The organism is Streptomyces sp. NBC_00457, assembly GCF_036014015.1.
Taxonomy (GTDB): domain Bacteria; phylum Actinomycetota; class Actinomycetes; order Streptomycetales; family Streptomycetaceae; genus Streptomyces.
Window position 1 is genome coordinate 8,798,916 of record NZ_CP107905.1, and the last position, 23,067, is coordinate 8,821,982.

21 protein-coding genes and 1 pseudogene are annotated in these 23,067 nt (G+C 68.9%); 14 read left to right on the forward strand and 8 right to left on the reverse strand.

The features are described from left to right. Nucleotides 1-104: 104 nt before the first annotated feature. The gene (locus tag OG828_RS40245) at nt 105-608 is read right to left on the reverse strand and encodes a MarR family winged helix-turn-helix transcriptional regulator (protein WP_328441562.1); all 504 of its coding nucleotides are present in this window, start codon (nt 606-608) and stop codon (nt 105-107) included. A gap of 576 nt (nt 609-1,184) precedes the next feature. Here OG828_RS40245 and OG828_RS40250 point away from each other — a divergent pair. From OG828_RS40250 to OG828_RS40295, 10 genes are all read left to right on the forward strand, one after another. Continuing rightward, nucleotides 1,185-1,757, forward strand: coding sequence for an NAD(P)H-dependent oxidoreductase (locus tag OG828_RS40250; RefSeq protein WP_328503927.1), 573 nt, complete (start codon nt 1,185-1,187; stop codon nt 1,755-1,757). A 98-nt stretch (nt 1,758-1,855) separates the two neighbouring features. Beyond that, nucleotides 1,856-2,800 (forward strand): NADP-dependent oxidoreductase, encoded by a 945-nt coding sequence (locus OG828_RS40255; protein ID WP_328503928.1) that lies wholly within the window; start codon nt 1,856-1,858, stop codon nt 2,798-2,800. A gap of 32 nt (nt 2,801-2,832) precedes the next feature. Beyond that, a complete protein-coding gene (locus OG828_RS40260; RefSeq protein ID WP_328503929.1) occupies nt 2,833-3,783 on the forward strand; it encodes an alpha/beta hydrolase in 951 nt (316 codons plus the stop codon). 162 nt (nt 3,784-3,945) lie between these two features. Further along, nucleotides 3,946-4,887, forward strand: a complete 942-nt coding sequence (locus tag OG828_RS40265; protein ID WP_328368238.1) for an alpha/beta hydrolase — start codon at nt 3,946-3,948, stop codon at nt 4,885-4,887. Nucleotides 4,888-5,033: 146 nt separating this feature from the next. Further along, nucleotides 5,034-5,558: an SRPBCC family protein gene (locus OG828_RS40270; protein ID WP_328503930.1), complete on the forward strand. Its 525-nt coding sequence runs from the start codon at nt 5,034-5,036 to the stop codon at nt 5,556-5,558. A gap of 198 nt (nt 5,559-5,756) precedes the next feature. Then, entirely contained in the window at nt 5,757-6,632 is an 876-nt protein-coding gene (locus OG828_RS40275) for an aldo/keto reductase family oxidoreductase (protein WP_328503931.1), read from the forward strand. A gap of 214 nt (nt 6,633-6,846) precedes the next feature. Continuing rightward, nucleotides 6,847-7,491, forward strand: coding sequence for an isochorismatase family protein (locus OG828_RS40280; RefSeq protein ID WP_328503932.1), 645 nt, complete (start codon nt 6,847-6,849; stop codon nt 7,489-7,491). Between the two features lie 203 nt (nt 7,492-7,694). Continuing rightward, nucleotides 7,695-8,573 (forward strand): LLM class flavin-dependent oxidoreductase, encoded by an 879-nt coding sequence (locus OG828_RS40285; RefSeq protein ID WP_328503933.1) that lies wholly within the window; start codon nt 7,695-7,697, stop codon nt 8,571-8,573. A gap of 160 nt (nt 8,574-8,733) precedes the next feature. After that, nucleotides 8,734-9,633, forward strand: a complete 900-nt coding sequence (locus OG828_RS40290) for an alpha/beta fold hydrolase (protein WP_328503934.1) — start codon at nt 8,734-8,736, stop codon at nt 9,631-9,633. Between the two features lie 182 nt (nt 9,634-9,815). Beyond that, nucleotides 9,816-11,204, forward strand: a complete 1,389-nt coding sequence (locus tag OG828_RS40295) for an erythromycin esterase family protein (protein WP_328503935.1) — start codon at nt 9,816-9,818, stop codon at nt 11,202-11,204. Between the two features lie 471 nt (nt 11,205-11,675). Here the strand turns inward: OG828_RS40295 and OG828_RS49685 are convergent. From OG828_RS49685 to OG828_RS40310, 4 genes and pseudogenes are all read right to left on the reverse strand, one after another. Beyond that, nucleotides 11,676-11,768, reverse strand: a pseudogene (locus tag OG828_RS49685) (YciI family protein); the annotation flags it as partial. Nucleotide 11,769: 1 nt separating this feature from the next. Next, nucleotides 11,770-12,678, reverse strand: a complete 909-nt coding sequence (locus OG828_RS40300; protein WP_328503936.1) for a helix-turn-helix domain-containing protein — start codon at nt 12,676-12,678, stop codon at nt 11,770-11,772. A gap of 120 nt (nt 12,679-12,798) precedes the next feature. Next, a complete protein-coding gene (locus tag OG828_RS40305) occupies nt 12,799-13,767 on the reverse strand; it encodes a helix-turn-helix domain-containing protein (protein WP_328503937.1) in 969 nt (322 codons plus the stop codon). Nucleotides 13,768-14,127: 360 nt separating this feature from the next. Further along, nucleotides 14,128-16,320, reverse strand: coding sequence for an MMPL family transporter (locus OG828_RS40310; protein ID WP_328441573.1), 2,193 nt, complete (start codon nt 16,318-16,320; stop codon nt 14,128-14,130). Nucleotides 16,321-16,454: 134 nt separating this feature from the next. Between OG828_RS40310 and rpe the strand changes: the two genes are divergently transcribed. The 3 genes from rpe to OG828_RS40325 all read left to right on the forward strand — a co-directional run bounded on the left by rpe (nt 16,455) and on the right by OG828_RS40325 (nt 18,858). Further along, a complete protein-coding gene (gene rpe / locus OG828_RS40315) occupies nt 16,455-17,141 on the forward strand; it encodes a ribulose-phosphate 3-epimerase (RefSeq protein ID WP_210580298.1) in 687 nt (228 codons plus the stop codon). Between the two features lie 78 nt (nt 17,142-17,219). Beyond that, nucleotides 17,220-18,263, forward strand: coding sequence for a sugar-binding transcriptional regulator (locus OG828_RS40320; RefSeq protein WP_210580296.1), 1,044 nt, complete (start codon nt 17,220-17,222; stop codon nt 18,261-18,263). 127 nt (nt 18,264-18,390) lie between these two features. Beyond that, nucleotides 18,391-18,858 (forward strand): iron chaperone, encoded by a 468-nt coding sequence (locus tag OG828_RS40325; protein WP_328441574.1) that lies wholly within the window; start codon nt 18,391-18,393, stop codon nt 18,856-18,858. Nucleotides 18,859-18,873: 15 nt separating this feature from the next. Here the strand turns inward: OG828_RS40325 and OG828_RS40330 are convergent, their stop codons facing one another. After that, entirely contained in the window at nt 18,874-19,473 is a 600-nt protein-coding gene (locus OG828_RS40330) for a hypothetical protein (RefSeq protein ID WP_328503938.1), read from the reverse strand. A gap of 130 nt (nt 19,474-19,603) precedes the next feature. On the opposite strand from OG828_RS40330, the gene OG828_RS40335 reads away from it, so the two are divergent. After that, nucleotides 19,604-19,918 (forward strand): barstar family protein, encoded by a 315-nt coding sequence (locus tag OG828_RS40335; RefSeq protein WP_328368270.1) that lies wholly within the window; start codon nt 19,604-19,606, stop codon nt 19,916-19,918. Between the two features lie 28 nt (nt 19,919-19,946). Here the strand turns inward: OG828_RS40335 and OG828_RS40340 are convergent, their stop codons facing one another. Together OG828_RS40340 and OG828_RS40345 are read right to left on the reverse strand one after the other, a co-directional pair. Then, entirely contained in the window at nt 19,947-21,533 is a 1,587-nt protein-coding gene (locus OG828_RS40340; protein WP_328503939.1) for a hypothetical protein, read from the reverse strand. Between the two features lie 37 nt (nt 21,534-21,570). Beyond that, nucleotides 21,571-22,917, reverse strand: a complete 1,347-nt coding sequence (locus tag OG828_RS40345; protein WP_328503940.1) for a glycoside hydrolase family 125 protein — start codon at nt 22,915-22,917, stop codon at nt 21,571-21,573. Nucleotides 22,918-23,067: the final 150 nt, after the last annotated feature.

Genomic DNA, 23,067 nt, shown 5'->3' on the forward strand with positions numbered 1-23,067 from the left:
TCGGCTTCCCCCGTCCCGGTTGACCGGCGACTGCCGCGGCCGGCCCGGCGTCTCGCCGCGTCCTGTTCCGCTGCGGCCTGCGGGCTCCGACGCCTGTCGGGTCCTTATGCTCCGCCTTTGCGGCGGCGAGACGTGGCCGAGCGGGGCGGTGTCGAGCGCATATGGTCGCGTACCGGCGCCAGCAGGCTCGCGAGAGCCTTGACGTCGTCGCGCGAAAGCGGCTCGAACAACAGGCCGCCGACCACCTCGACATGCCCGGGCAGCACCTTCGCAAGCAGCTCACGCCCGGCATCGGTGATGGTGACGGTGATGCTCCGCTCGTCGTCCGGCGAGGGAGCGCGGACGACCAGGCCCTCCTTTTCGAGTAGACCTACCTGGTACGTCAGACCGCTGCGGCTGTAGACGACGCCGTCGGCGAGGTCGGTCATGCGGTGGCTGCCCGTCGGCGAGTCTCCGAGGCGGGCCAGCAGCTGGAACTGCACATAGCTGAGATCACCGGTCTCGCGCAGCTGCTGCTCGACCGCATGCCGGAGCAGGCTGGTCACCTCGACGAGGTCGAAGTAGGCGCCGAGTTGCACACGGTCGAGCGACGGCGGTGAATCAGGCATGTCAGGAGTCTACTGCTTCGAATTCGAAGAGTGTGGAGTGCCGCCGTTCCAGCCACCTCGGCGGTGGCCTCGTGAGCGCACGGTATGGGCAGTGTTGGGCCCGAGTGAGCACCGCAGAACATGGAGATCGGGCAGTGGTGCGGCACAGGGTTACGAGCACGAGGACGGCGCCGTCGCCCACGGATCCCGAGGACCGGCCATGAGTATCTCCAGTCCCGCGCAACGTGAGGACCAGCAGCAGCTCGAGTGGATCGGCCGGAGTGTCTTCAGCGTCCTGCTCGACGCCGAGGAGGAGCACGGGTTACGGGAGGGCGGCATCCTGGCCCGGCGCATTCCGCACGGCTACCGCATCACTTCAGAGAAGGCGGACCTGCTGTTCATCTCGACCCCCAGAGGGCTGGAGAAGGTGTTCCGCCACGCGGGCCGTCACCTTCGTGAGCCGCCCGGAGGGCTTCGAGATCCCCGCTCAGCTGCTTGCCGAAGCCGCGGAACTGTCCGGCACCGTCGTCCTCGGCCCTCCCCGGTGACGGCACCACAGCCCGGCCGCGGGGAAGAAGCCGAGAACACGATGCCGAGATGAGCACCGCCGCGTGGAGTCTGTCCTTGGCTGTAGTGAGCGCCGGTGCCGGCTGTCCGCGTCCGACTCGCCGGCTCGCGGACTGGGTGGCGGAGGCTGTGTGCCGGTCACTGGCGGCCGGAGGTGCGCGCGCCGAGGTGGAGGTGCTGGAGCTGCACCGGCTGGCGCCCGACCTCGCTCAGCACTTTGCCCAGCGCCGCGCCAGCCTCGACCTGCGAGAGGCGATCGCGGCGGTCGTGGCGGCCGACGGGCTGGTGGTGGCGACCCCGGTGCTCGCCGCATCCCCGAGCGAGGTATTCGACTCGTTCTTCGCCGTCCTCGGGGACGGAATCCTCTCCGGCATGCCGGTGCTGCTGGCGCTCAACAGCGGCTCCCGCTGGCAGCCGCCCGACCTCACGCAGGTGATGCGCAGACGCCTGACCGACGTGCACGCCGAACCCGTGCCCACGATCGTCGTCGCCGACCCCACCGACTGGCAGGCCACGGCGCGCAGCGACGCGGCGCGGCTGCGCGCGTGCATCGACCAGGCCGCCGCCGAACTCGCCGTGGCGATGAGCTCGCACCGGCAGTGACCGACAAACACTTGCTTCGAATTCGAAGTAGATGTACCGTCGTCAACAGTTGCTTCGAATTCGAAGCAATATCGATCGCAGTGAAGGCGAGAACCGAAATGAAGGCAGTGCGTTTCCACGAGTACGGCGACCCGAGCGTCCTGCGCTACGAGGACGTGGAGCAGCCCGTCCCCGGGGCCGGTGAGGTCCGGATCCGGGTCGCCGCGACGTCGTTCAACGGCGTCGACGGCAACATCCGCGGCGGCTTCATGCAAGGCCCCATCCCGGTGACGCTGCCGCACACTCCCGGCATCGACGTCTCCGGCACGGTCGAAGCGCTGGGCGAGGGCGTCGACGGCATCGCGGTCGGCGACCAGGTTGTCGGCTTCCTGCCGATGGACAAGCCCGGCGCCGCAGCGCAGTACGTCATCGCCCCGGCCGAGATCCTCGCGGCGGCGCCGAAGAGCGTCCCGCTGGCCGATGCCGCCGCGCTGCCGCTGGTGGGTCTCACCGCGTGGCAGGCGCTGTTCGATCACGCCAAGCTGACGGCGGGTCAGCGCGTGTTGGTCAACGGCGCGGGCGGAGCGGTCGGCGGCTACGCCGTGCAGCTGGCCAAGAACGCCGGCGCGTACGTGATAGCCACCGCCGGCCCGCGCAGCAGCCAGCAGATCAAGACGGCGGGCGCCGACGAGATCATCGATCACACCACCACCAAGGTGACCGACGCCGTGACCGAGCCGGTCGACGTCGTGCTCAACCTCGCGCCGATCGACCCGGCGCAGCTGGCCGCGCTGCCCGCCCTGATCGCTCCCGGTGGGGTGCTGGTGAACACCACGGTGTGGATGCCCGCCCCCCACGACGAACAGCGCGGCGTACGCGGCATCGACCTGTTCGTCCGCAGCGACGCCGACCAGCTGTCGCGGCTGGTGGCACTGATCGACTCCGGCGAGCTGCGCGTCGACGTCGCGCAGCGAGTGCCGCTGGCGGAGCTGCCGACAATCCACGCCCAGGCCGCCACGGGCGAGCTGCACGGCAAGGCCGTCATCGTCGCGACCGCCGCCTGACACCGACCGACCAGCCTCGAAAGGAAACGACCATGACACTGTCCCTGGATCCCGAGATCGCCGAGGCGCTGGCCCCGATGGCCGGCGCGATGGCCGAGGCCAAGCCGCCGGCCGTGGGTGACATCGCGGGCCGCCGCGCCATGTGGGAACCGATCATCGGCGCCGCGGGAACCGCGCAGCCGATCCCGGCCGACGTGACGACCCACGAGCACCATGCGACCGCAGACGACGGCGCACACATCAAAATGCGCTGGTACGTCAAGGACGGCGCCGAGCCCGGCCCCGCCGTGCTGTTCTTCCACGGCGGCGGATACGTCCTCGGCCACATCGACCTGTTCGACGGCCCGGTCTCCCGCTACGTGTCCTCCAGCGGCGTGCCGATGCTGTCGGTCGAGTACCGCCGCGCCCCCGAGCACCCCTTCCCGACACCGCTCGAAGACGCCTACGCCGCACTGCGCTGGCTGCACGAACACGCCGCCGAGCTGGACGTCGACGCCCACCGCATCGGCGTGATGGGCGACAGCGCCGGAGGCGGCATGGCGGCCGCCCTGACCATCCTCGCCCGCGAGCGCGGCGGCCCGCGGATCGCCCGGCAGATCCTGCTCATGCCGATGCTCGACGACCGCACCACCACGCCCGACCTCCACATCGAGCCCTACGCTCTGTGGTCCTACGACGACAGCCGCACCGCATGGCCGGCACTGCTCGGCGGGGCCGCCGGCGGCCCCGATGTCCCGCCCACGGCAGCACCCGCCCGTCTCGAGGATGCGACCGGCCTGCCGCCGGCCTACATCGAGGTCGGCCAACTCGACGTGTTCCGCGACGAGGACACCGCCTACGCGACCAAACTCAGCCGCGCCGGCGTGCCGGTGGAGTTCCACCTGCACCCCGGCGCCCCGCACGAATTCGACTCCATCGCCTTCGACACCGACGTCGCGCGACGCGCCATCGCCGACCGGGTCCGAGTCCTCAAGTCGATCTGAACCTACGCCGAGCGTGTTCACCCACGCCGCGGCACTGCCGCCGGCTCAGGCCAGGTCACGGTCGTCGTCTTCCTGGACGTCGGCTGAACTCAGCCGCCCTCCTGCTCGACCTGGCTATCAACCCGTTCCACCACTCACACCACGCAGCGAAAGACCGAGATCATGACACTCAATTTGGACCCCGAAGTAGCCGAGGTTCTGGCTCAGATGGGCGGGACCGAAGCATTCCAGCCTTCGCGCGACGACGTCGAAGGTCGTCGAGCCTTCTGGGAGCCGATCCTCGCAGCCTCCGGCGCCGCCCAGCCCTTCCCTGAAGAAGTCCAGACGCGCGACAGCTACGTCACCGCGGACGACGGCACACAGATCCAGATGCGCTGGTACACCAAGAAGGGCATCACACCGGGTCCCGCAGTGGTGTACTTCCATGGCGGTGGCTATTTTTTCGGCCACATCGACCACTTCGACGGTCCCGTCGCCCGCTACGTCTCCGCCAGCGGCGTACCCATGCTCTCCGTCGAATACCGCCGCGCCCCCGAATACCCCTTTCCCACCCCGGTCGAAGACGGCTATGCAGCGCTGAACTGGCTGCACGACCACGCCGTAGAACTCGGCGTCGACCCCGGCCGGATCGGAGTCATGGGCGACAGCGCCGGCGGCGGCATGGCCGCAGCCGTGTCGATCCTCGCGCGAGAGCGAGGTGGGCCGCAGATCGCCCGCCAGATCCTCATCATGCCGATGCTCGACGACCGCACCAGCGCCCCTGACCCCCACCTCGCGCCCTTCGTCAACAACTCCGGTGACCTTGTCGCGGGGTGGCAAACGTATCTCGGCGACGCCGTCGGAGGGTCCAACGTCCCCGCCGCGGCTGCGCCCGCACGGCTCGAGGATGCAACTGACCTTCCCGCGGCCTACATCGAGGTCGGCCAACTCGACCTGTTCCGCGACGAGGACACCGCCTACGCGACCAAGCTCAGCCGCGCCGGCGTGCCGGTGGAGTTCCACCTTCACCCCGGCGTCCCGCACGAGTTCGACTCCATCGCCTTCGGCGCCGACGTCGCGCGGCGTGCCATCGCCGACCGGGTCCGGGTGCTCAAGTCGATCTGAGCCGTGACCAGCGGCCTGCTGTCACATACCAACCCACATCTCCAGCCGCATATCGCTGCACCCCGCCGGCTTGCTTCCCATTCGAAGCATTTCATGTTCGTTAATGCGTCACGGTGGATTCACATCACCAAGACAGGAGAACATCGATGTCCGACAAGAAACCGATACCCCTCCTTATCGGCTCAGCCGACAACACCGTTCCGATCACAGTCCAGCGGCGAACTTCGGTGGCGCCCGCCAACGCGTTCCGATTGATCGTCCCCATCGACCTGTCGAGCGTTTTCCACCGGGTGGCACCCTTTCCCGGTGTCAAAGGTGTGGCAAACCAGACCGAAGCATGGGATCACGTCGGTCCCACCAGGAACCCGCAGTTCGACGACGGGTCACAAGCCGACGAACAGTTGACCGAGTACACGGAAGGCTCGAGTTTCGCGTATCAGCTGACGGGATTCACGAACATCCTCTCTCGACTCGCGGCAGGCGTTCGAGGTGAATGGAACTTCAATCCCGACGGCGATGGCACCCTCATTCGGTGGACCTACGAATTCAAGCCTCTTCCGGGTCGTCGCTGGATTCTCGGCGGTCCATTCACTCTCCTCTGGCGCCGATACATGGTGGCCGCCCTCGCGAGGTGCCTGCAAGTGATCGAATCGGAAGAAAACCGCTCGTAGGCGTAGTTATCGAGCCCTTCGCAATCCAGGGTGCAGCGTCCCCATCTCATCCAGGTCGAAGAAGTACTGGACGTCGTCCCACAGCAGATCAGACGCACCGCCATGCTGCCTGGGCTCACGTCTCTGTTGCAGCCCGATTTCCTTGACGAACGAACCACACAGGGGCACCCCCCCACGTGCACGACGAAAGGCAACAGCATGAGCACACCCTCCCTCTCTCTTCCCGGCGGCACCTGGACTCTGGGTGACCTGACCGTCACCCGGTTCGGCTACGGCGCCATGCAACTGGCCGGCCCGTGGGTCATGGGGCCGCCCGCCGATCGCGAGGGCGCCCTGGCCGTTCTGCGCGAAGCGGCGGTCCACCTCGGTATCACCCACATCGACACCAGCGACGCCTACGGGCCGCGCGTCACCAACGAGTTGATCCGCGAGGCGCTGCACCCCTACCCCGAGTCGCTGCACATCGTGACCAAGGTGGGCGCGACCCGCGACGAACAAGGTGGCTGGCCCACGGCCCGGCGACCCGAAGATCTGCGCCGCCAGGTCCACGACAACCTCAAGTCCCTCCGGCTCGACGTACTAGACCTGGTCAACCTCCGACTCGGCAACGCCGAAGGTCCCCAGCCCGGCTCGCTCGCCGAGGCGTTCGAGACGCTCGTGGAACTCCAGCAGCAGGGCTTGATCCGCCACCTCGGGGTCAGCAACGCCACCGAGGAGCAGGTCACCGAGGCACAGAGCATCGCGCCGATCGTGTGCGTGCAGAACATGTACAACCTCGCCCACCGCCACGACGACAAGCTCATCGACCGGCTCGCCACCGAAGGCGTCGCGTACGTGCCCTTCTTCCCCCTCGGGGGCTTTACCCCGCTCCAGTCCTCAGCGCTCTCGGCGGTCGCCGCTCGATTGAAGACGACACCGATGTCCGTCGCACTGGCCTGGCTGCTGCAGCGATCACCGAACGTCCTGCTCATCCCCGGCACGTCATCGACAGCGCACCTGCGCGAGAACATCGCCGGCGCGGGACTCTCCCTCTCGCATGAGGACTTGACCGAGCTGGACGACATCGGCCGCTGAATGCGCCGTAGCTGAACGGCCGAAATGCCGTATCACCAGGCCGTACGTCACCCCCGCCCGGCGTGCGACCGCTCGCGGTGTTGCTCCCTGTCGGCGATGGTCCCTCCCATACCGAAAGTGCACATCCGGCTACTAGTTGATGCCCAAGTGGGGAGTGACGGGTGCGCGATCAACGCGTCGCTGTCCCCCTCTTTGATCAGAAAGAAGTCATGTCATGACTCCTGAGCCCCTCACCCCCGCCAACACCACCGTCGTTCTCGTCGACTACGCAGTCGGTTTCGCAAACCTTCTGCGCTCCCACAACCTCGCTGAACACATCAACAACGTCGTGGGCCTGGCGAAGACGGCGAAGTGGTACGAAAGCGGTCTGGTCGTGACCAACGGCCAGTCGAGCAAGCCGTCCGGCCCGCTGTACCCGGAGCTGTTGGAGGCCGTCGGTGACCAGCCGGTCATCGAGCGTGCCGTCGACTTCAACTCCTTTTTGGACGAGTCGTTCGCCCAGGCGGTCCGGGAGGAAGGCCGGGAGAACCTGGTGGTCGGCGGCATCGCCACGGACGGATGCGTGCTGCAGACGGTGCTGGGCGGCCTGCGCGAGGGCTACCGCGTGCACGTGGCCGTCGACGCCTCCGCCAGTCCCTCGCTCGAGGCACACAACGCGGCGGTGCAGCGTATGGTCCAAGCCGGCGCAGTACCGGTCACCTGGTTCTCCCTGGCCGCCGAGTTCCAGCTCGACCCCAAGTTCCACGACGCCCCGCACCGCATGCGGCTGATGCAGGAGAACGTGCCGTCGATGGGCATGAGTGCCCGGACCTTCTTTCACGCCCTCGAACTGGGCAAGCGCGCCGCCACGGCCGTCTGAACCCCTGGGAGCGGGTCCCTCCTGGCGGAAGCATCCGAACTCTACGGTGGCGTCATCCTCGGCCCACCGCGCTGAACCGCTCACGGACCCGGGTGCCCGTGCCGGAACAGCCGCCACCTGCCCGTTCCCCTTCCCGCTCCCGACGACCGCTCCCGACGACTGCGGCCGACGTCAGGCAAGCGCCGGTCGCTCAGGAGACTTTCATGCCCCTTCCTGTCCTGTTCGGCGCGAACGTAGAGCCACTGGCCCTCCCCGTCGGCCGCTCCAGTGAGCAGGCACTACTCATCGACAGCCTCGGCCTCGACCTTCTCACCATCCAGGACCACCCGTATCAGGGGGCGTTCGACGACACCTGGACACTGCTCACCTTCCTGGCCGCGCGGACGCGACATGTCACGCTCGTCCCGACGGTCAGCTCCCTGCCGTTGCGCCCGCCCGCGCTGCTGGCGAAGGCTGCGGCGACCTTGGACAGACTGACCGGCTCCCGGGTCCAGCTCGGCCTGGGCGCCGGCGCCTTCTGGGAAGCCATCGAGGCCATGGGCGGCTCCCGTCGCACGCCGAGAGAGGCCGTCGACGCGCTTGAAGAGGCGATCACCGTCATCCGGGCCATGTGGAGTGGCGAGCGCAGCGTGCGGACGCACGGCGCGCACTACTCGCTCGCCGGCGTCCATCCCGGCCCGGCGCCGGCCCCCGGTCTGGGACTGTGGCTGGGCTCCTACGGGCCCCGCACGCTGGCCCTGACCGGCGCAAAAGCGGACGGCTGGCTTCCCTCGCATGCCTACCTCGGACTCGACGCACTGCCCACGGCTGTCCGCCGCATCGACGACGCAGCCCTGACGGCGGGCCGCGATCCGGACACGATCCGCCGGGTCTACAACATCGCCGGTGTCATCCAACCGGGATCCGCCGGCCCGTTCCAGGGGCCCGCCGCCCAGTGGACCGAGCACCTTGTCGCACTCGTGCGCACCGTCGGCATGAACGGTTTCATCATCTGGCCCGAACGAGACCACACCCGACAGATCAGCGCATTCGCCGCCGAAGTCGTACCCGCAGTCCGCGAAGCCCTCGCACTGCAGGCCTGAAGTAGCACGGACCCCCACGAGGGTCGGCGTCCCGCACGGCATCGGCTTCGAGAACGCCCCACCCGACGATGCCAGCCTCAACCGGCCGGGCTGTCCGCCGACTTCACCGGCCCCCGCGACCAGAAAGTCCTGGTCTTCCTCTCCGACCCCAGGTGATCCCATGAGCGACGAAACACCCCTCCCCGACGGATTCGAAAGCATCACCGTCACGGCGAACGGCACCCGGCTGCATGCCGTGGTCGGCGGGTCCGGTGCACCCGTACTCCTTCTGCACGGCTGGCCCCAGACGTGGCGAGCCTGGCGACACCTCATGCCGGCCCTCGCCGCGCACGGTTACCGCGTCGTCGTACCCGACCTGCGCGGCATGGGTGCCTCCGACCGTCCCCTGAGCGGATACGACAAGGACACACAAGCAGAGGACATGCGCGAACTCCTCGCACAGCTCGGCATCCACGGCGGCGTGCGCATCGTCGGGCACGACATCGGTGGCATGGTGGCCTTCGCCTACGCCCGCCGCCATCCCGAGGAAGTCGAACGCCTCGTCCTCGTCGAACTCGCCCTCCCCGGCTTCGGCTTGGAGCAGGCGATGGACGTGGCCTCCGGCGGTCTGTTCCACTTCGGCCTCTTCATGACCGAAGAACTGCCCGAGCTGCTCCTCGAAGGCCGGGAAAGCGACTTCCTCACCTGGTGGTTCGACTGGTTGTCCGCGGTACCCGGAACCTTCCCGCCGGAAGATGTCGACACCATCGCCTCCTCCTACCGCGGATACGAGGCACTGCACGCCGGCTTCGCGCACTACCGCACCCTCCTTGACGACGGCCGCGTCAACCGGGCCTGGCACGAAACCGGGGGAACCCTTCCCATTCCCGTACTCGCCGTCGGCGGCGAGCACAGCTCCGGCGCCCGACTCGCCGACAGCCTGGACACAGCAGCGCCGCACCTGACCGGCGCGGTGATTGAGGGCAGTGGCCACTTCGTGCCCGAGGAACGACCCGATGCCTTCGCCCGCGAGCTGCTCCCCTTCCTGTCTGCCCCGCCCCGACCCGCCGGGCGCACCTGACAGGCTGGCGGCAGCGGCGGACGCTCCCCTTGTTGCGTACCTGTACACCCGGGAGGGATCGGTAAGTTCACGTCGCCGCGCCATGCCGCCCGGCAGACGGTCCCGGGGTAGTGCCTGCGGTACTTGGAGATGGGCAGCACAAGGGTTGGTGACGGACCCTGTGCGCACGGAAATCTGTACGCATGACGCGACGCAAGGCAGTAATCATCCCCTCGGTCCTCCTCTCCCTCAGCGCGCTGACGGTCGCCACGCCTGCCATGGGCGCCACGGCGCACGGTTCACCGGCCCCGGCATCGAAGGCATCTGCCTCCTGGCAGAGCGGCGAGAGTGTGGTGGCCGGCATCGACCGCAGCTCCCACCCCCTGCGGACCACGAACCCCACGGGCAGTCTGCGGGACCTCGACGCGCTGGGCCGCATGCTCAAGGGCACCGAGGTGGTGGGACTGGGCGAGGCCACTCACGGTTCGCGGGACTTCTTCCGCATGAAGCACCGGGTCTTCCGCTATCTGGTCGAGGAGAAAGGATTCCGGACCTTCAGCCTGGAACTCCCCTGGAGCAGCGGTGTGCGGATCGACGAGTACGTGGTGCAGGGCAAGGGCAACCTCAAGGACATCGCCCGTGAGGAGTTCCAGGGTTCCTACCGGATCTGGAACAACCAGGACTACATCGACCTCATCGGGTGGATGCGGGACTACAACCTCCACCACCCCGGCGACCCGGTGCGTTTCATGGGCAACGACATGGGCTATGCCGGCCCGGAACTGTACGCACGGGTCATCGACTACGTATCCCACGAGTACCCGCAACTGCTGAAGCAGGCGACCGAGTTGTACCGCGGTCTGGCCCCGACAACCGACGCCGGCACCTTCGCCGAGGAGTACTACAAGCTGCCGCTCGCCGAGCGCCAGGAGCGGGCGGAGCGGACCCGGAAGGTCTACGAGCTCCTGCGCGCACAGCGCCCCGGCCCTGGTGACAAGCAGAACCATCGGTGGATGACACAGCACGCCCTGGCCATCCACCAGATGGCCAGGGGCCTGGCCTTCGACATCGGCGACGAGGATCAAATCGCGCAGATGATGAAGCTCCGCGACCAGGTGATGGCCGAGAACGTGGAGTGGTGGCACCAGTACACCGGGAACAAGATTCTTTTGTCGGCCCACAACACCCACGTGTCCTACGACTCGTTCGACAAGCGGTACCCCAAGACTCAGGGCTCCTTTCTCCGCGACGCACTGGGCAGCCGCTACGCCAGTATCGGCTTCTCGTTCTACGAGGGTTCCTTCATCGCGTTCGGCACCGACGACAACGTGATGCGCAGCTACCACGTGGACGGCGCGAAGCCGGGCTCCAACGAACAGACCCTGGACAAGGCCCGCCGGGACGACTACATCCTCGACATGCGCAAGGCCCCCGAGCCGGTGCGCGAGTGGCTGGACAAGGAGCGTGGCACCTGGAACATCGGCGCCGGATGGCCCGACCCCGTGGAATACACGGCCGCATTCGGCAAGGCCCACGACATCCTCATACACCTGCACGACGTCCAGGCCACCACGTACCTCGGCACACCCTGACACCCCACCACCGACACACCTGGGGGAGGGCCGGAACGGTCCGGACCTCCCCGACGCATACGTCCTCGCTGCGACGGCTGCGGTGCGTGGCGACGTTCACGGCCGCGACCCCGTGCCCGGGTGTGATCCGGCACGGGGCACCGTGACGGACCGAAGCCCTTCCGCCCCCGTCCTCCAGCGTCGGGAAGTACCCCATGCGCTGACACAGCTTCAGCAGCACGGCCAGCAGATGCTCGTGCGCGGTGATCAGCCGCTTGAACCGCGGGGTACGCGGTCCGCTCGATCGAGGTCACAATCGTGCCCCGGGCCAAGACGCCAGCTAAACATCACCACCGGGAAACCGGAGGTCCTTCAGCGCGAACCCACGGGTCCACCGGTGTGCGTCAGGCCAATGCATCCGTGGGTTCGGGTGAAACACGAGGATGCTGAGCGATCCGAAGGGTCTCGCGGTGACGTCGGCCTGGATGTCCTGTCGGACAGCCGCGGCCCGTAGGCGATCAGCTCGTCCCGGTCGAGCGGCGCCGCGAGGTGGGCGGCCTGCCCCCTGCCGAGGCCGAGCACCAGGTCAGGTCTGATCCGCGGCGCGCAGGGCCCGCGCCAGCCATTCCAGCTCCTCGGTCGCGTCGGGCGACGAATCCTGCCCGCGCACACGGGCGACGAGCCTGCGGTAGTGCTCCGCTCCTGCCTCGATCCCGGCTTCCAGGCTGCGCAGCACGGCGGCCCGATCGGCGTCACCGAACAGCTCGGACAGCACCTCGGCCGCTGTCGGCCCCTCGGGAGCGACCCCGCCTTTTCTGACCTCCGCGACGGTCTGCACGATCTGCCTGGCCCACCAGATGGCCGCCCCGGGGGGACGGCTCTGCCCCGGTACGGGCGTGTTGAGCTCCATCCATGTGCGCAACCGGGCGCGGAAATCGGGGTCCCGCACCAGTTCGGCCAGTTCGATCCAGGCGTCGACCTGCTCAGGTGTGGGATCGTCGGGCAATTCGATGCTGAAGGTGTGTATGCGGTCGCGCAGGCGGGGGTCGTCGAGGCCGCCGAACACCTCCTCCTTGAACTCGTCGATGATCTGCTTGCGCTCGGCGGCGGAAAGCCGCGCCAACCGGTTCATCAGTGCTGTCTCCTCAACGGTCGAACCCCGTTTCGCCACGGTGGACAGGACGGCCCGGCTCACCTTGAGTGAGCGGATCTGCGCGTTGAGCGCGGCCACATGCGCGTCGGCGACCTCGGCGACCGTGGTGCGGCCGCTCAGGACGCGGCACACATCGTCGAGCCCGAGGCCCAGCTCCCGCAGGGTGCGGACCAGCTCGACGCGGGCCACGGACTCGGCGTCGTACAACCGGTAGCCGCCCGCGGAGCGGGCCACAGGCGGCACCGCCCCCTCGTCCGACCAGAAGCGCAGGGTACGTACCGGAAGTCCGGTGCGGTGCGCGAGCCGGCCAATGGTGAGCAAGTGGGGGCGTTCGTCGTCCATGAGTAAGATCCTGAACCCTCCGGCGGCTGGAGACTCAAGCGCCTCAGTGCGGCATCCCGTGAGTTCTCCAGAGCTCTGCCGAGCGGTCAGTTCATGCGTCAGGCCCTGCTTCAGGTCCGTTCAGCGTGCGGCCGATCCGGTCGAGCGGGCATATTCGGCGGGCGTTTGACCGTAGTGTTTCTTGAAGGCGCGGATGAAGTGGCTGCTGTCGGCGAAGTGCCAGTGGGCGGCGAGTTCCGAGATGCTCCACCGGCCGGGCGGCGATGTGAGGGCGAGCCGGGCTTCTTCCAGCCGCCGGTGGCGGATGTAGGCGATCACCGACTCTCCTACCGTGGCGAATGCCCGCTGCAGGGTGCGTACAGAGACGTTGAGCTCGCGTGCCAGCATCGTCGGGGACAGCTCGGGATGGGCGAGATGGCTGTCGGCGAGGTCCTTCGCGGCCCGGGTGAGTGCGGGAGCCAACTGTGGTTCCACGTCGTCGAAGCGGCGCACCGCCACGGCCTTGGCCAGTTCGATCAGGGTGCTGTGGGCGGCGTGCACGCCGGCTGGGCCGAGGTCGGTGGCCGTCTTAAGGATCATGTTCGTGTGGGCCGTCAGCAGGCGCATCTCGGCCGAGTCCGCCGGCCCGATGACAGTCCGGTTCCCGAGCAGGGATCTGAGCGTCGCGGAGGGCAGGAAAAGGAACTGCGCAGTGGTGTGCGGCGCCGTCTCGAAGGGCATCTGCCGCCCGAAGTGCCGGAACAGGAACTGCCCGGTCGATACGGTGTGCTCGTCGCGATCGGGCAGGCCGCCCAACGTCCATGCGCCGCGCCGCAATACGTGGATCTCCACCAGGTCCCGATCGCCGCCCGCGGGGTCCGCGATCCGGGTGGCCGACGCCATGTGGAGATCAGCGATCACCACATCGCGCACCCGGGCGACGGATCCCTTGAGCCGGAAGTCGGCGATCGTGGCCGGGCTGAAGGCCGGCAGGGGGAAGACATCGCCGATCTGCGTCTGCCATTCACGACGGAAGGCATCGAATCCTCGCGGTGCCACACCCGGGACCCTGGAATCGACGGCGAACGCCCCGGGCGCCAGGTCGGTCACCGAGCCAGTGCTGTTCATCTCCGGTGATCCACCTCGTGTCCGACGTTCCGACGCCTTCTTGTGGCGTACATGTTCTGTCCCGACGCCACTGCGGTTCAAGTGCCTGCCGTGCCGAGTTCCCAATGCCGTGACCGCGAACGTTCACGGTGTCGGCGGCCATCCCGTCGGCCTGCCGGTGTGTCGGCGGGAGTTCAGCCGACCTCGTTGCGGACGGCGGAGTCGAGGTCGGTGGCGGTCAACCCTGAAACCAATTGATCGCAACTGAAGACAGCCCCTAGTCCCGTTTGGTGCAGCGCTCAATGGCCAAGATCGTGAGACAGAGGCCGTGGCCACTAAGTGAGACAACCGGCAAAGCCCAGGTCACCCCCGCGGAATTGGCCGTTCCGAATCAGGTCCTACAGCGGGTTCGCCGGCCATGGCCTGTCCGTCCTCCTTCGCCAGCCGGTGCGGCCACCAGACCTTCGGGCCCACGTCCAGGAAGAGGGACGTGACCAGGATCGAGCGGACGATGAACGTGTCCAGCAGGACGCCGAGGGCGACCGTGAAGCCGATCTCCGCGAAGGCGACCATCGGGAGCGTGCCGAGGGCGGCGAAGGTGCCGGCCAGGACCAGGCCGGCGGAGGTGATGACCGCGCCGGTTGCCGCCAGGCCCGTGATCACGCCCGCTCGGGTGCCCTGGCGGGCCGCCTCCTCGCGGATGCGGGTGGTCAGGAAGATGTTGTAGTCGATGCCCAGGGCCACCAGGAAGACGAAGACGAACAGCGGGAAGTCCGTCGACTCGCCCGCGTAGTCGAAGACGTGCCGGAAGGCCAGGGCGCTGATGCCGAGGGCCGCCGCGAACGACAGGATCACCGTCCCGATCAGCAGCAGCGGGGCGATCAGGGCGCGGAGCAGGACACAGAGGATCAGCAGCACGACCACCAGCACCAGCGGGATGATCAGGATGTTGTCGTGCGTGGTCGCCTCGTCCATGTCCAGCAGGGCCGCCGTACCGCCGCCCACCTGGGCGTCGGCGTCCGGCACCGCGTGCACGGCGTCGCGGACCCGTTCGACCGTCTGTTTCGCGGCCTCGCTGTCGGCCGGGTCGGTCATCGTGGCCTCGAAGAGGACCTTGCCCTCGAACGACGGTTTCGTCCCCGGTGGCAGGCCCAGCGACTCGGGGACGACGCCCTCGGTCGCGGCGACCGCCTGGCCCACCTGCTGGGCCTGCGCCTGGTTGCTGACGATGACGAGCGGATCGCCGCTGCCCGCCGGGAAGTAGCGCTCCGAGACCTCCTGGCCGGTGATCGAGTCCGGGGTGCCGGTGAACGCGTCCGCGTTGCTGATGCCCTCGGCGCGCAGCTGGATCAGGCCGAGCGAGCAGACCGCCAGGATCAGCGCGGTCACGCCCCAGATCATGCGTGGACGGTGGGCCATACGGCGTCCCATACGGGCCCAGACGCCCCGCTCGGTCGGGTCGGGGGAGCCGTGGTGCGGGATCACCGGCCAGAAGATCCAGCGGCCGAAGATCACCAGCAGGGCCGGGAACAGCGACATCATCGCCAGCAGCGCCACGGCGACGCCGATCGCGGCGACCGGGCCGAGGCCGCGGGTCGAGTTCATCTCGGCGGCCAGCAGCACCAGCATGCTCAGCACGACCGTGGCGCCGGACGCGATCACCGCGGGCCCGGCGCGGTGCAGAGCCAGGGCCATCGCCTCGTGCCGGTCCTCGTGGCGGCGCAGTTCTTCCCGGTAGCGGGCGACCAGGAGCAGGGCATAGTCCGTCCCCGCGCCGAAGACGAGCACGGTGAGGATGCCGGCGCTCTGGCCGTTCACCGTCAGGCCCGCGTTCTCGGCGAGGAAGTAGATCAGGGCCTGTGCCGTGAACAGGGCGGCGATCACGGAGAGCAGCGGGATCAGCAGAAGGGAGGGGCTGCGGTACGTCAGCAGCAGCATGATGATGACGACGCCCATCGCGGACACCAGCAGCGTCGAGTCGATGCCCTCGAAGGCCTCGGAGAAGTCGGCGGAGGTGCCGCCCGGGCCGGTGATGTGCACGGCGAGCCCGTCGCCGCCCTCCCCGACGTCTTCCCGGATCGCGTCGACCGCGGGCGCGATGCGCTCCCAGCCCTTCTCGTCCATGGTGATCGGGACGTAGATCTGGGCGGCCCTCGGGTCGGTCTCGCGGTCGAAGGTCGGGCCACGGGTCTCGGCGCCCCGGATGCCGTGGTCGGTGAGCTGCTTGAGCTCCCGCACGTCCTCGGTGATCTGCGCCCGGTCCTGCGCGGTCAGGCCGCTCTCGCGGGCGTAGATGACGATCGCCGGGATCGTCTCGGGCCTGAAGTCCTCGGAGATCTCCAGGACTTGGGTCGATTCGGCGGACCCGGGCAGCCAGGAGGCCGCGTCGTTGTCCTGGGCGTCGGTGAGCTTCTGCGCGAAGGGCGCCGTCAGAAAGAGCACCGCCAGCCACAGCACGAGCACGACCCACTTGGCGCGGCGTCCGCACACCAGGTGTGCGATGCCCTTGGTGCCCGTCGTGATCTCGGACTTCGTCTCGGAACTGGTCCCCGTCATGGCCACCCCCGCAGCCGCCCGTGGAGCCGGTGGGCGGCCCAGCATGGCACGCCCGGCCCTCGCGGAACATCCGATGAACGTCTTAGGTACGGACCGAGGCGAACATTCGTGCCTGGACATGGGAGGCTTGGGTCATGGCCGTGCAGATCAACCCCAGCATCCTGTCCGCCGACTTCGCCCGGCTCGCCGAGGAGTCGAAGGCGGTCGACGGGGCCGACTGGCTCCACGTCGACGTCATGGACAACCATTTCGTTCCGAACCTCACGCTCGGCGTGCCGGTCGTAGAGTCGTTGGCCCGTGCGACGGACACCCCGCTGGACTGCCATCTGATGATCGAGGACCCTGATCGGTGGGCGCCTCAGTACGTCGAAGCGGGTGCCGGTTCCGTCACGTTCCATATCGAGGCGGCCTCCGCTCCGGTGCGGCTGGCCCGGGAGATCCGGGCCAAGGGTGCCCGTGCCTCCATGGCGCTCAAGCCGGCGACGCCCATCGAGCCGTACGAGGATCTGCTCCCCGAACTCGACATGCTGCTGATCATGACGGTCGAGCCGGGCTTCGGTGGCCAGGCGTTCCTCGACATCATGCTTCCGAAGATTCGCCGCACCCGCGAGTTGATCAGCAAGCACGGCCTGGAGCTGTGGCTCCAGGTCGACGGTGGAGTCTCGGCGGCCACGATCGAGCGGTGCGCGGAGGCCGGGGCCGATGTCTTCGTGGCGGGTTCGGCGGTGTACGGGGCCGCCGATCCGGCCGACGCGGTACGTGCATTGCGCACCCAGGCTCAGGCGGCCACGGCCGTCGCGTCCTGGGCGTGCGACCACTGAGCCAAGGGAACGTGAACGGCGCCCTTCCGGGCGGATCAAGTGGGCCGGATCTGCAAGGATGAACAGCGAATCCAGAGTGTGAACAGCAGTGAGGAGAGCGCCGTGTCGGCAATGTCGGCGGGCCGGTCAGCCATGCGGATGGGACCCGCTGAGCTGGTGCAGGCGGCGGCCATGGCCCGCCGCTTCTACCTCGAGGGCAAATCCAAGATCCAGATCGCCGAGGAGTTCGGCGTCAGCCGCTTCAAGGTGGCCCGGGTCCTGGAGACCGCTCTCGAACGGGATCTCGTACGGATCGAGATCCGCGTCCCGGCCGAACTGGACGCCGAGCGCTCCGACGCGCTGCGCGCCCGCTACGGCCTCAGGCATGCCGTCGTGGTCGAGTCCCCGGCCGAGGCCGAGGACTCGCCCGATCCCGAGAACCTCGGTGAGGTGGCCGCCGACCTGCTCGGCGAACTCGTCAACGAGGGCGATGTGCTCGGTCTGGCCTGGGGCCGCTCCACCATCCACATGGCCGCGGCCCTCGACCGGCTGCCGCCGTGCACCGTGGTGCAGTTGACGGGCGTGTACGACGCCGGGACCGCCGAGCGTGGTTCGGTGGAGGCTGTGCGGCGGGCCGCCCAGGTGTCGGGCGGCGACGCCCACCCCATCTACGCGCCCATGCTGCTGCCGGACGTGGCCACCGCGGCGGCGCTGCGCAACCAGACCGGGATCGCGCGGGCCTTCGAGTACTTCGACAAGGTCACGGTCGCCTGTGTCTCCATCGGCTCCTGGGAGCCGGGCATCTCGACGGTGTACGACATGCTCAGCGACGAGGAGCGGGCGCACTACTCGTCCCTCGGTGTCGCCGCCGAGACGTCCGCGCACCTCTTCGACTCCGAGGGCCGACGAGTCGGACGGGACCTGGGCGAGCGGTGCATCACGGTCAAGGCCGACCAGCTCCGCCGTATCCCCGAGGTCGTCGCGATCGCCGGCGGAGCGCGGAAGGCGGGCGCGATCGACGCGGTGCTGCGGTCGGGGCTCGTCACGAGCCTGGTGACGGACACGTCCGCGGCCGACCACCTGATGACGACGGGCTCGACGCCGCGGCCCGCGCTCAACCGGGCGGACCCCGACGGGCCCTGACGGTCCTTCAGAGCAGGGCGTGACGGGAGAGCCGTGGCAGCATCGGTCAGTTTTCAAGAAGCCGACGCCGCCGCGGCTTCCTAGCATCGAGGGTGTTCCCAGCCGATCGCGCAGAAGGATGCCTGTCATGCCGAACGCAGAGAAGTCCGCCAAGAGCACGGCCGCCACGTCGTACGACGGCTTCACGGACGAAGAGCGGGCCGCGATGAAGGAACACGCTCAGGAGCTCAAGGCCGTGCGCGGCGGGAAGCGCAAGACCAAGGCCGACGCGGAGGCCGCCGTGCTCGAGAAGATCGCCGAGATGCCGGAAGCGGACCGCGTGATCGCCGAGCGGCTGCACGCCCTCATCAAGGAGAACGCACCCGAGCTGATGCCGAAACTCTGGTACGGGATGCCCGCGTACGCCAGGAACGGCAAGGTGGTCTGCTTCGTGCAGGCCGCGGCCAAGTTCAAGTCCCGCTATCTGACGCTCGGCTTCGACGACTCGGCCACGCTCGACGACGGCACGATGTGGCCGACCGCCTTCGCCGTGACGGAATTGACCCCCGCCCACGAGAAGACGATCGCCGCACTCGTGCAGAAGGCGGTGCGCTGAGGCGCCTGCCCGGTGTCAGCGCGACTGCAGCGCGTCCAGGGCCACCGCCTGCGCGAGCATCAGGCGCCGGTCGAACCGGTCGTCCTCGATCCGGAGGACATAGTGGTCACGGAAGCGGGTCTTCTTCTCGAAGAAGCCCACGTTCCGGCCGTCCGTGTCGACGAAGTCGAAGTGGTACTTCCAGATGAAGGGCAGGTCGCCGATGAACGGCAGCAGCCCCCACACGCGCCGGAAGACGGCCAGGGCGGCGTTGCGCTCCTGAACGGTCAGGGCAGGCAGTCCCGGCTGGTCGAGGGTCCAGGTCGAGCGCAGCAGCGACTTCCCGAACTTCTTGCCGAACACGCCTATCGGCTGTCCAGCGCCGGTGACGTCGTAGGCGCTGGCGAGATCGACGACCTTGCGGGCCTTAAAGCCGGCGAAGACGGACTGCTTCGACTCGTCGGTGTAGAGGGTGACCTCTTCCTTGAACTTCATGCGCTTCTGCTCGACGAAGGCGACCTTCGCGCCGGGCCCGCCGGCGCCGTCGTCGGCGAAGATCTCGTAGCGGTTGACCATCATGGTCACCCGCTGGTGGATGTGGAACTGCCGCTGGGACTGCACAGCGCCGACGTCCATGGGCTCCCCTTCACACGATGGCGCTCGGCAGCGTACAGGCCGGGGCCGGGCGGTGGCGACGCGCTGCCGGGCCTGCGACACAATGACCACCACACCGGTGATCACTACGAACGTTCAGGGCGGTACTGAGATGACGGAAGTCGTGGTCACGCTGGACCTCGACGGGGTCACGGACAAGGGCGGCCTGATGGACCGCTGCGCCCGTGCCCTGTCGTTGCCCGACTGGTTCGGCCGCAACTGGGACGCGCTGGCCGACTCGCTCTCCGACCACACCGTCTGGCCCGACGGCGCCGTGGAACAGGGGCTGCTCGTCGTCGTACGGAACTGGCAGCCGTACGCCGCCGCGCGTCCGGGCGAGTGGGAGACCGCGCGGGAGGTGTTCGGACAGGCGGCCGACACGGCGCCGGCGCTGACCGTGGCGCTGGCTCTCGGCGGATCCTCCTGAGCCGGCGTGGGTTCCGGACGGTCACCGCTCAGACCGCCAGAGGTGTCGCTCCCCAGGGTTCGGCCCAGTCGTAGACGAGGGTCTTCGCGCCGGCCCGCCAGCGGCGCGGAGCCGTGGTGGACAGCCAGTCGAGCGGTTCCACGCCACCCGGTGTCCCGCCGTCCAGCGCGAGTCTGATGGCCGCGGCCAGGTCGGTGTCCGTGCGGTCGGTGCGTGCGGCGGGGTCCACCGAGACGAACAGAGCCGTGCCGGAACGCGCCACCAGGTCGAGGAACTGCCGGTTGAGACTCCAGTCCGTCCGCGGAGTGCAGGGCACGCAGTCCGCGTCCACGGTGAAGAACCTGTTGTGCTGGGCCAGCCGGAAGGCAAGGGTGTTCACGCCCATGCGCCGGGTCCGCTCCCAGTTGCGGCCCGATGTGTCGTCGCCGGACCGGTGTACCCGCACCAGACCCGCGGACAGATGGCCGACCGTGTTGCAGCCGATCACCACCGTGTCCCCCGCGGCCTCGTTGATCGTGCGATACAGGCGGACCAGGATCTCGGCGCTCGTGACGGACCGGTCGGCCAACGACCAGCCCGGTGAGGCGAGTTCGGCGGGGGCGCCGGCGGCGAACCGGCCGAACACGTCGTACGTCGAGAAGTCGTGCTTGATCAGTTCGTACCCCCACTGCCGGAACCGGGTCACGTCCTCGGCGACCGTCTCCAGCGCGACGTCCAGGGAAGGGTCGAGGGGGAAACCGGCGTCCCTCAGCATGCCGGGCCGGACGGCGGCGGTCTCGGTCCGGGAGAGCAGCGGCCGGAACCACAGGCCGGGCCGGGCGCCGGTCTCGGAGATCCGGGCGGCCATGTCCGCCATGTCGTCGAACACGCCTGGCAGCCCGGTGTCCCAGGGGCCGCCGGGCGCGGATCCGCCGCCCTCGGTCCAGCCGTCGTCGATCACGCAGTACGGACGGATCGTATGCCCGTCGGCGTACTCCACGACCGTCCGGGCGTCGCGCAGCACCGCGTCCGGGCCGAAGCCGCGGCCGTAGGCGTAGTACCAGTTGTTGCTGCCGACGACGGGGCCGGTGGAGGGCAGTGGGTCCGGGCTCATGACGGTGCAGAGCGCCTCGTGCGCGGCGAACGGGGTCGGGGCCGCGGCGGTCACCACGGTGGCCACGTCCAGCACACGCTCACCCGGCAGGACCGGCAGGCCGCCGCTGCGGACATCCGACCAGAGGGTGACGCCACCCTCGTCGACCGTCCAGGAGCACAGGGCGCCGGCTCCGGTCCGTACGCCCCACCCGGTCGTCGCTTCCCCGGATGCGTCGGTGATCAGGACGTACCAGGGCAGCGCGCGCTCCGGCTGCAGAGTGCGCCACTGAAGATCGCCGTAGCCGCGTTCCCAGGCGTCTCCCAGGATCCGCGCGTCGGCGGGCGTGCTGTGCCTCCAGCGCAGCACGATCCGCGACAGGCCCTCGGCGCCCGCGCGGGCCCGCACCCGCAGTCCGCCGGCCGCCCGCTCGGCGGTGACCCGGGTGCCGCGCACCGTCCAGACGCCTTCGGTGGCCGACATCGCCGTGTGCGGACGGGTGTCGTCGGTCATGACGTGGACGGCGTCGGGCAGGCGCAGCACGGCGGGCTCCTCGGTGTGGGGACGGTGACGGCGCTGGTCAGGCGGGCCCGCCGGCCGCGGTGGGGGCGGTGGGCAGCGTCCGCAGGTGGACGGGGAACAGTTCCCGTACGCCGCCCCCGCACAGGTCGAGGGCGAGTTCGCAGAACATGGCGTTGGCCCAGCCGAACCAGTCCCGGGTGTAGCGGCCGGGGTCGTCGACATGGAAGCTCTCGTGCATCAGGCCGGTGCCGGCCGTCGTGGCCGCCAGTGTCTCCAGGGCCTGTGCCGCGGCGTTCTCGTCGCCGGTCAGGCCCGCGGTGGCGAGCGCCAGCGGCCAGACGTGACCGTCCGGAGTGTGCGCACTGCCGACGCCTGACGCGTGACGGCCGCTGAAGAAGGACGGGTTCGACGGGGAGAGCACCAGAGTGCGGGTGGCCTGATAGAGCGGGTCCTCCGCAGTGCACCAGCCGCTCAGGGGAAGACTCAGCAGGCTGGGGAGGTTGGCGTCGTCGCCGAGCAGCACCGCGCCGAGGCCGTCCACCTCGTAGGCGAGGACGGCTGTGCCGTCTGCTTCGACCACCGCGTCCGCCAGGATTCCGGCGTCGATCTCGGCGGCCAGCGTGCGGGATTCCTGGGCCAGTTCCGTGTCACGGAGGGCGGACGAGGCCAGTTCGGCCAGCCCGTGCAGGGTCGCGGACGCCAGCGCGTTGGCAGGGACGAGGTAGCCGTGCCGACAGCGATCGTCGCTCGGCCTGAAGCCCGACCAGGTCATGCCGTTCCGCCGGACGCCGGCTCCGCGGCCCTCCTGGGGAAGGCTGTCACCGGCGAAGGGACCGGACGGCCGGATGAACCGGTAGGGCGAATCCGCGTGGGACTGCTCCGCCCGCCACATCCGTACGATCGTCCAGGCGGCGCGGTGGAAGGCGTCGTCGAGGTGGTCCTCACGACCGCTCGCCCGCCGGATCGCGTACGCCAGCTGCAACGGCGCGCAGAGGGAGTCGAGTTCGTACTTGCGCTCCCACACCCATGCGCCCGGTGCGGGCCGGTCACCGGGTTCGCCGTGCGCGCCGGTGGGTCCGTCGTTGAAGGCGTTGGCGTACGGGTCCTGCAGGACGCAGCGGATCTGGCGGCGGGACACGCCGGCCAGCACGTCGCCGACCGCCGGATCCGTGGCCAGGGCGAGGTAGGGGCGCACCTGGGCCGTGCTGTCGCGCAGCCACATCGCCGGGATGTCTCCGGTTCTGACGAAGACCTCCGGGACCTGAGATGGCTCAGTGCCCCAACTCATCGATGTGGTCCAGGTGTTGGTCAGGCAACTCTCGACGATGTCCGCCGCCGGGCTGCCCCGGAGTTCGGTGGCCAGCCGTCGTCCGAGCGTCCTCAGCGACTCCGGAACCGCCCACACTGTTCCGGATGTTGATCCGGGAAACGTTACCATCGCGCCTCTTGACTCCCTCTGTGGCGTGCGCCACCGTGTGATCAACAGGAAATGGAAACGTTACCTTGAAGGAGCTGGAGACCGCCAGACGGTCGGGCCCGCCCCGGTCTGCGTTCT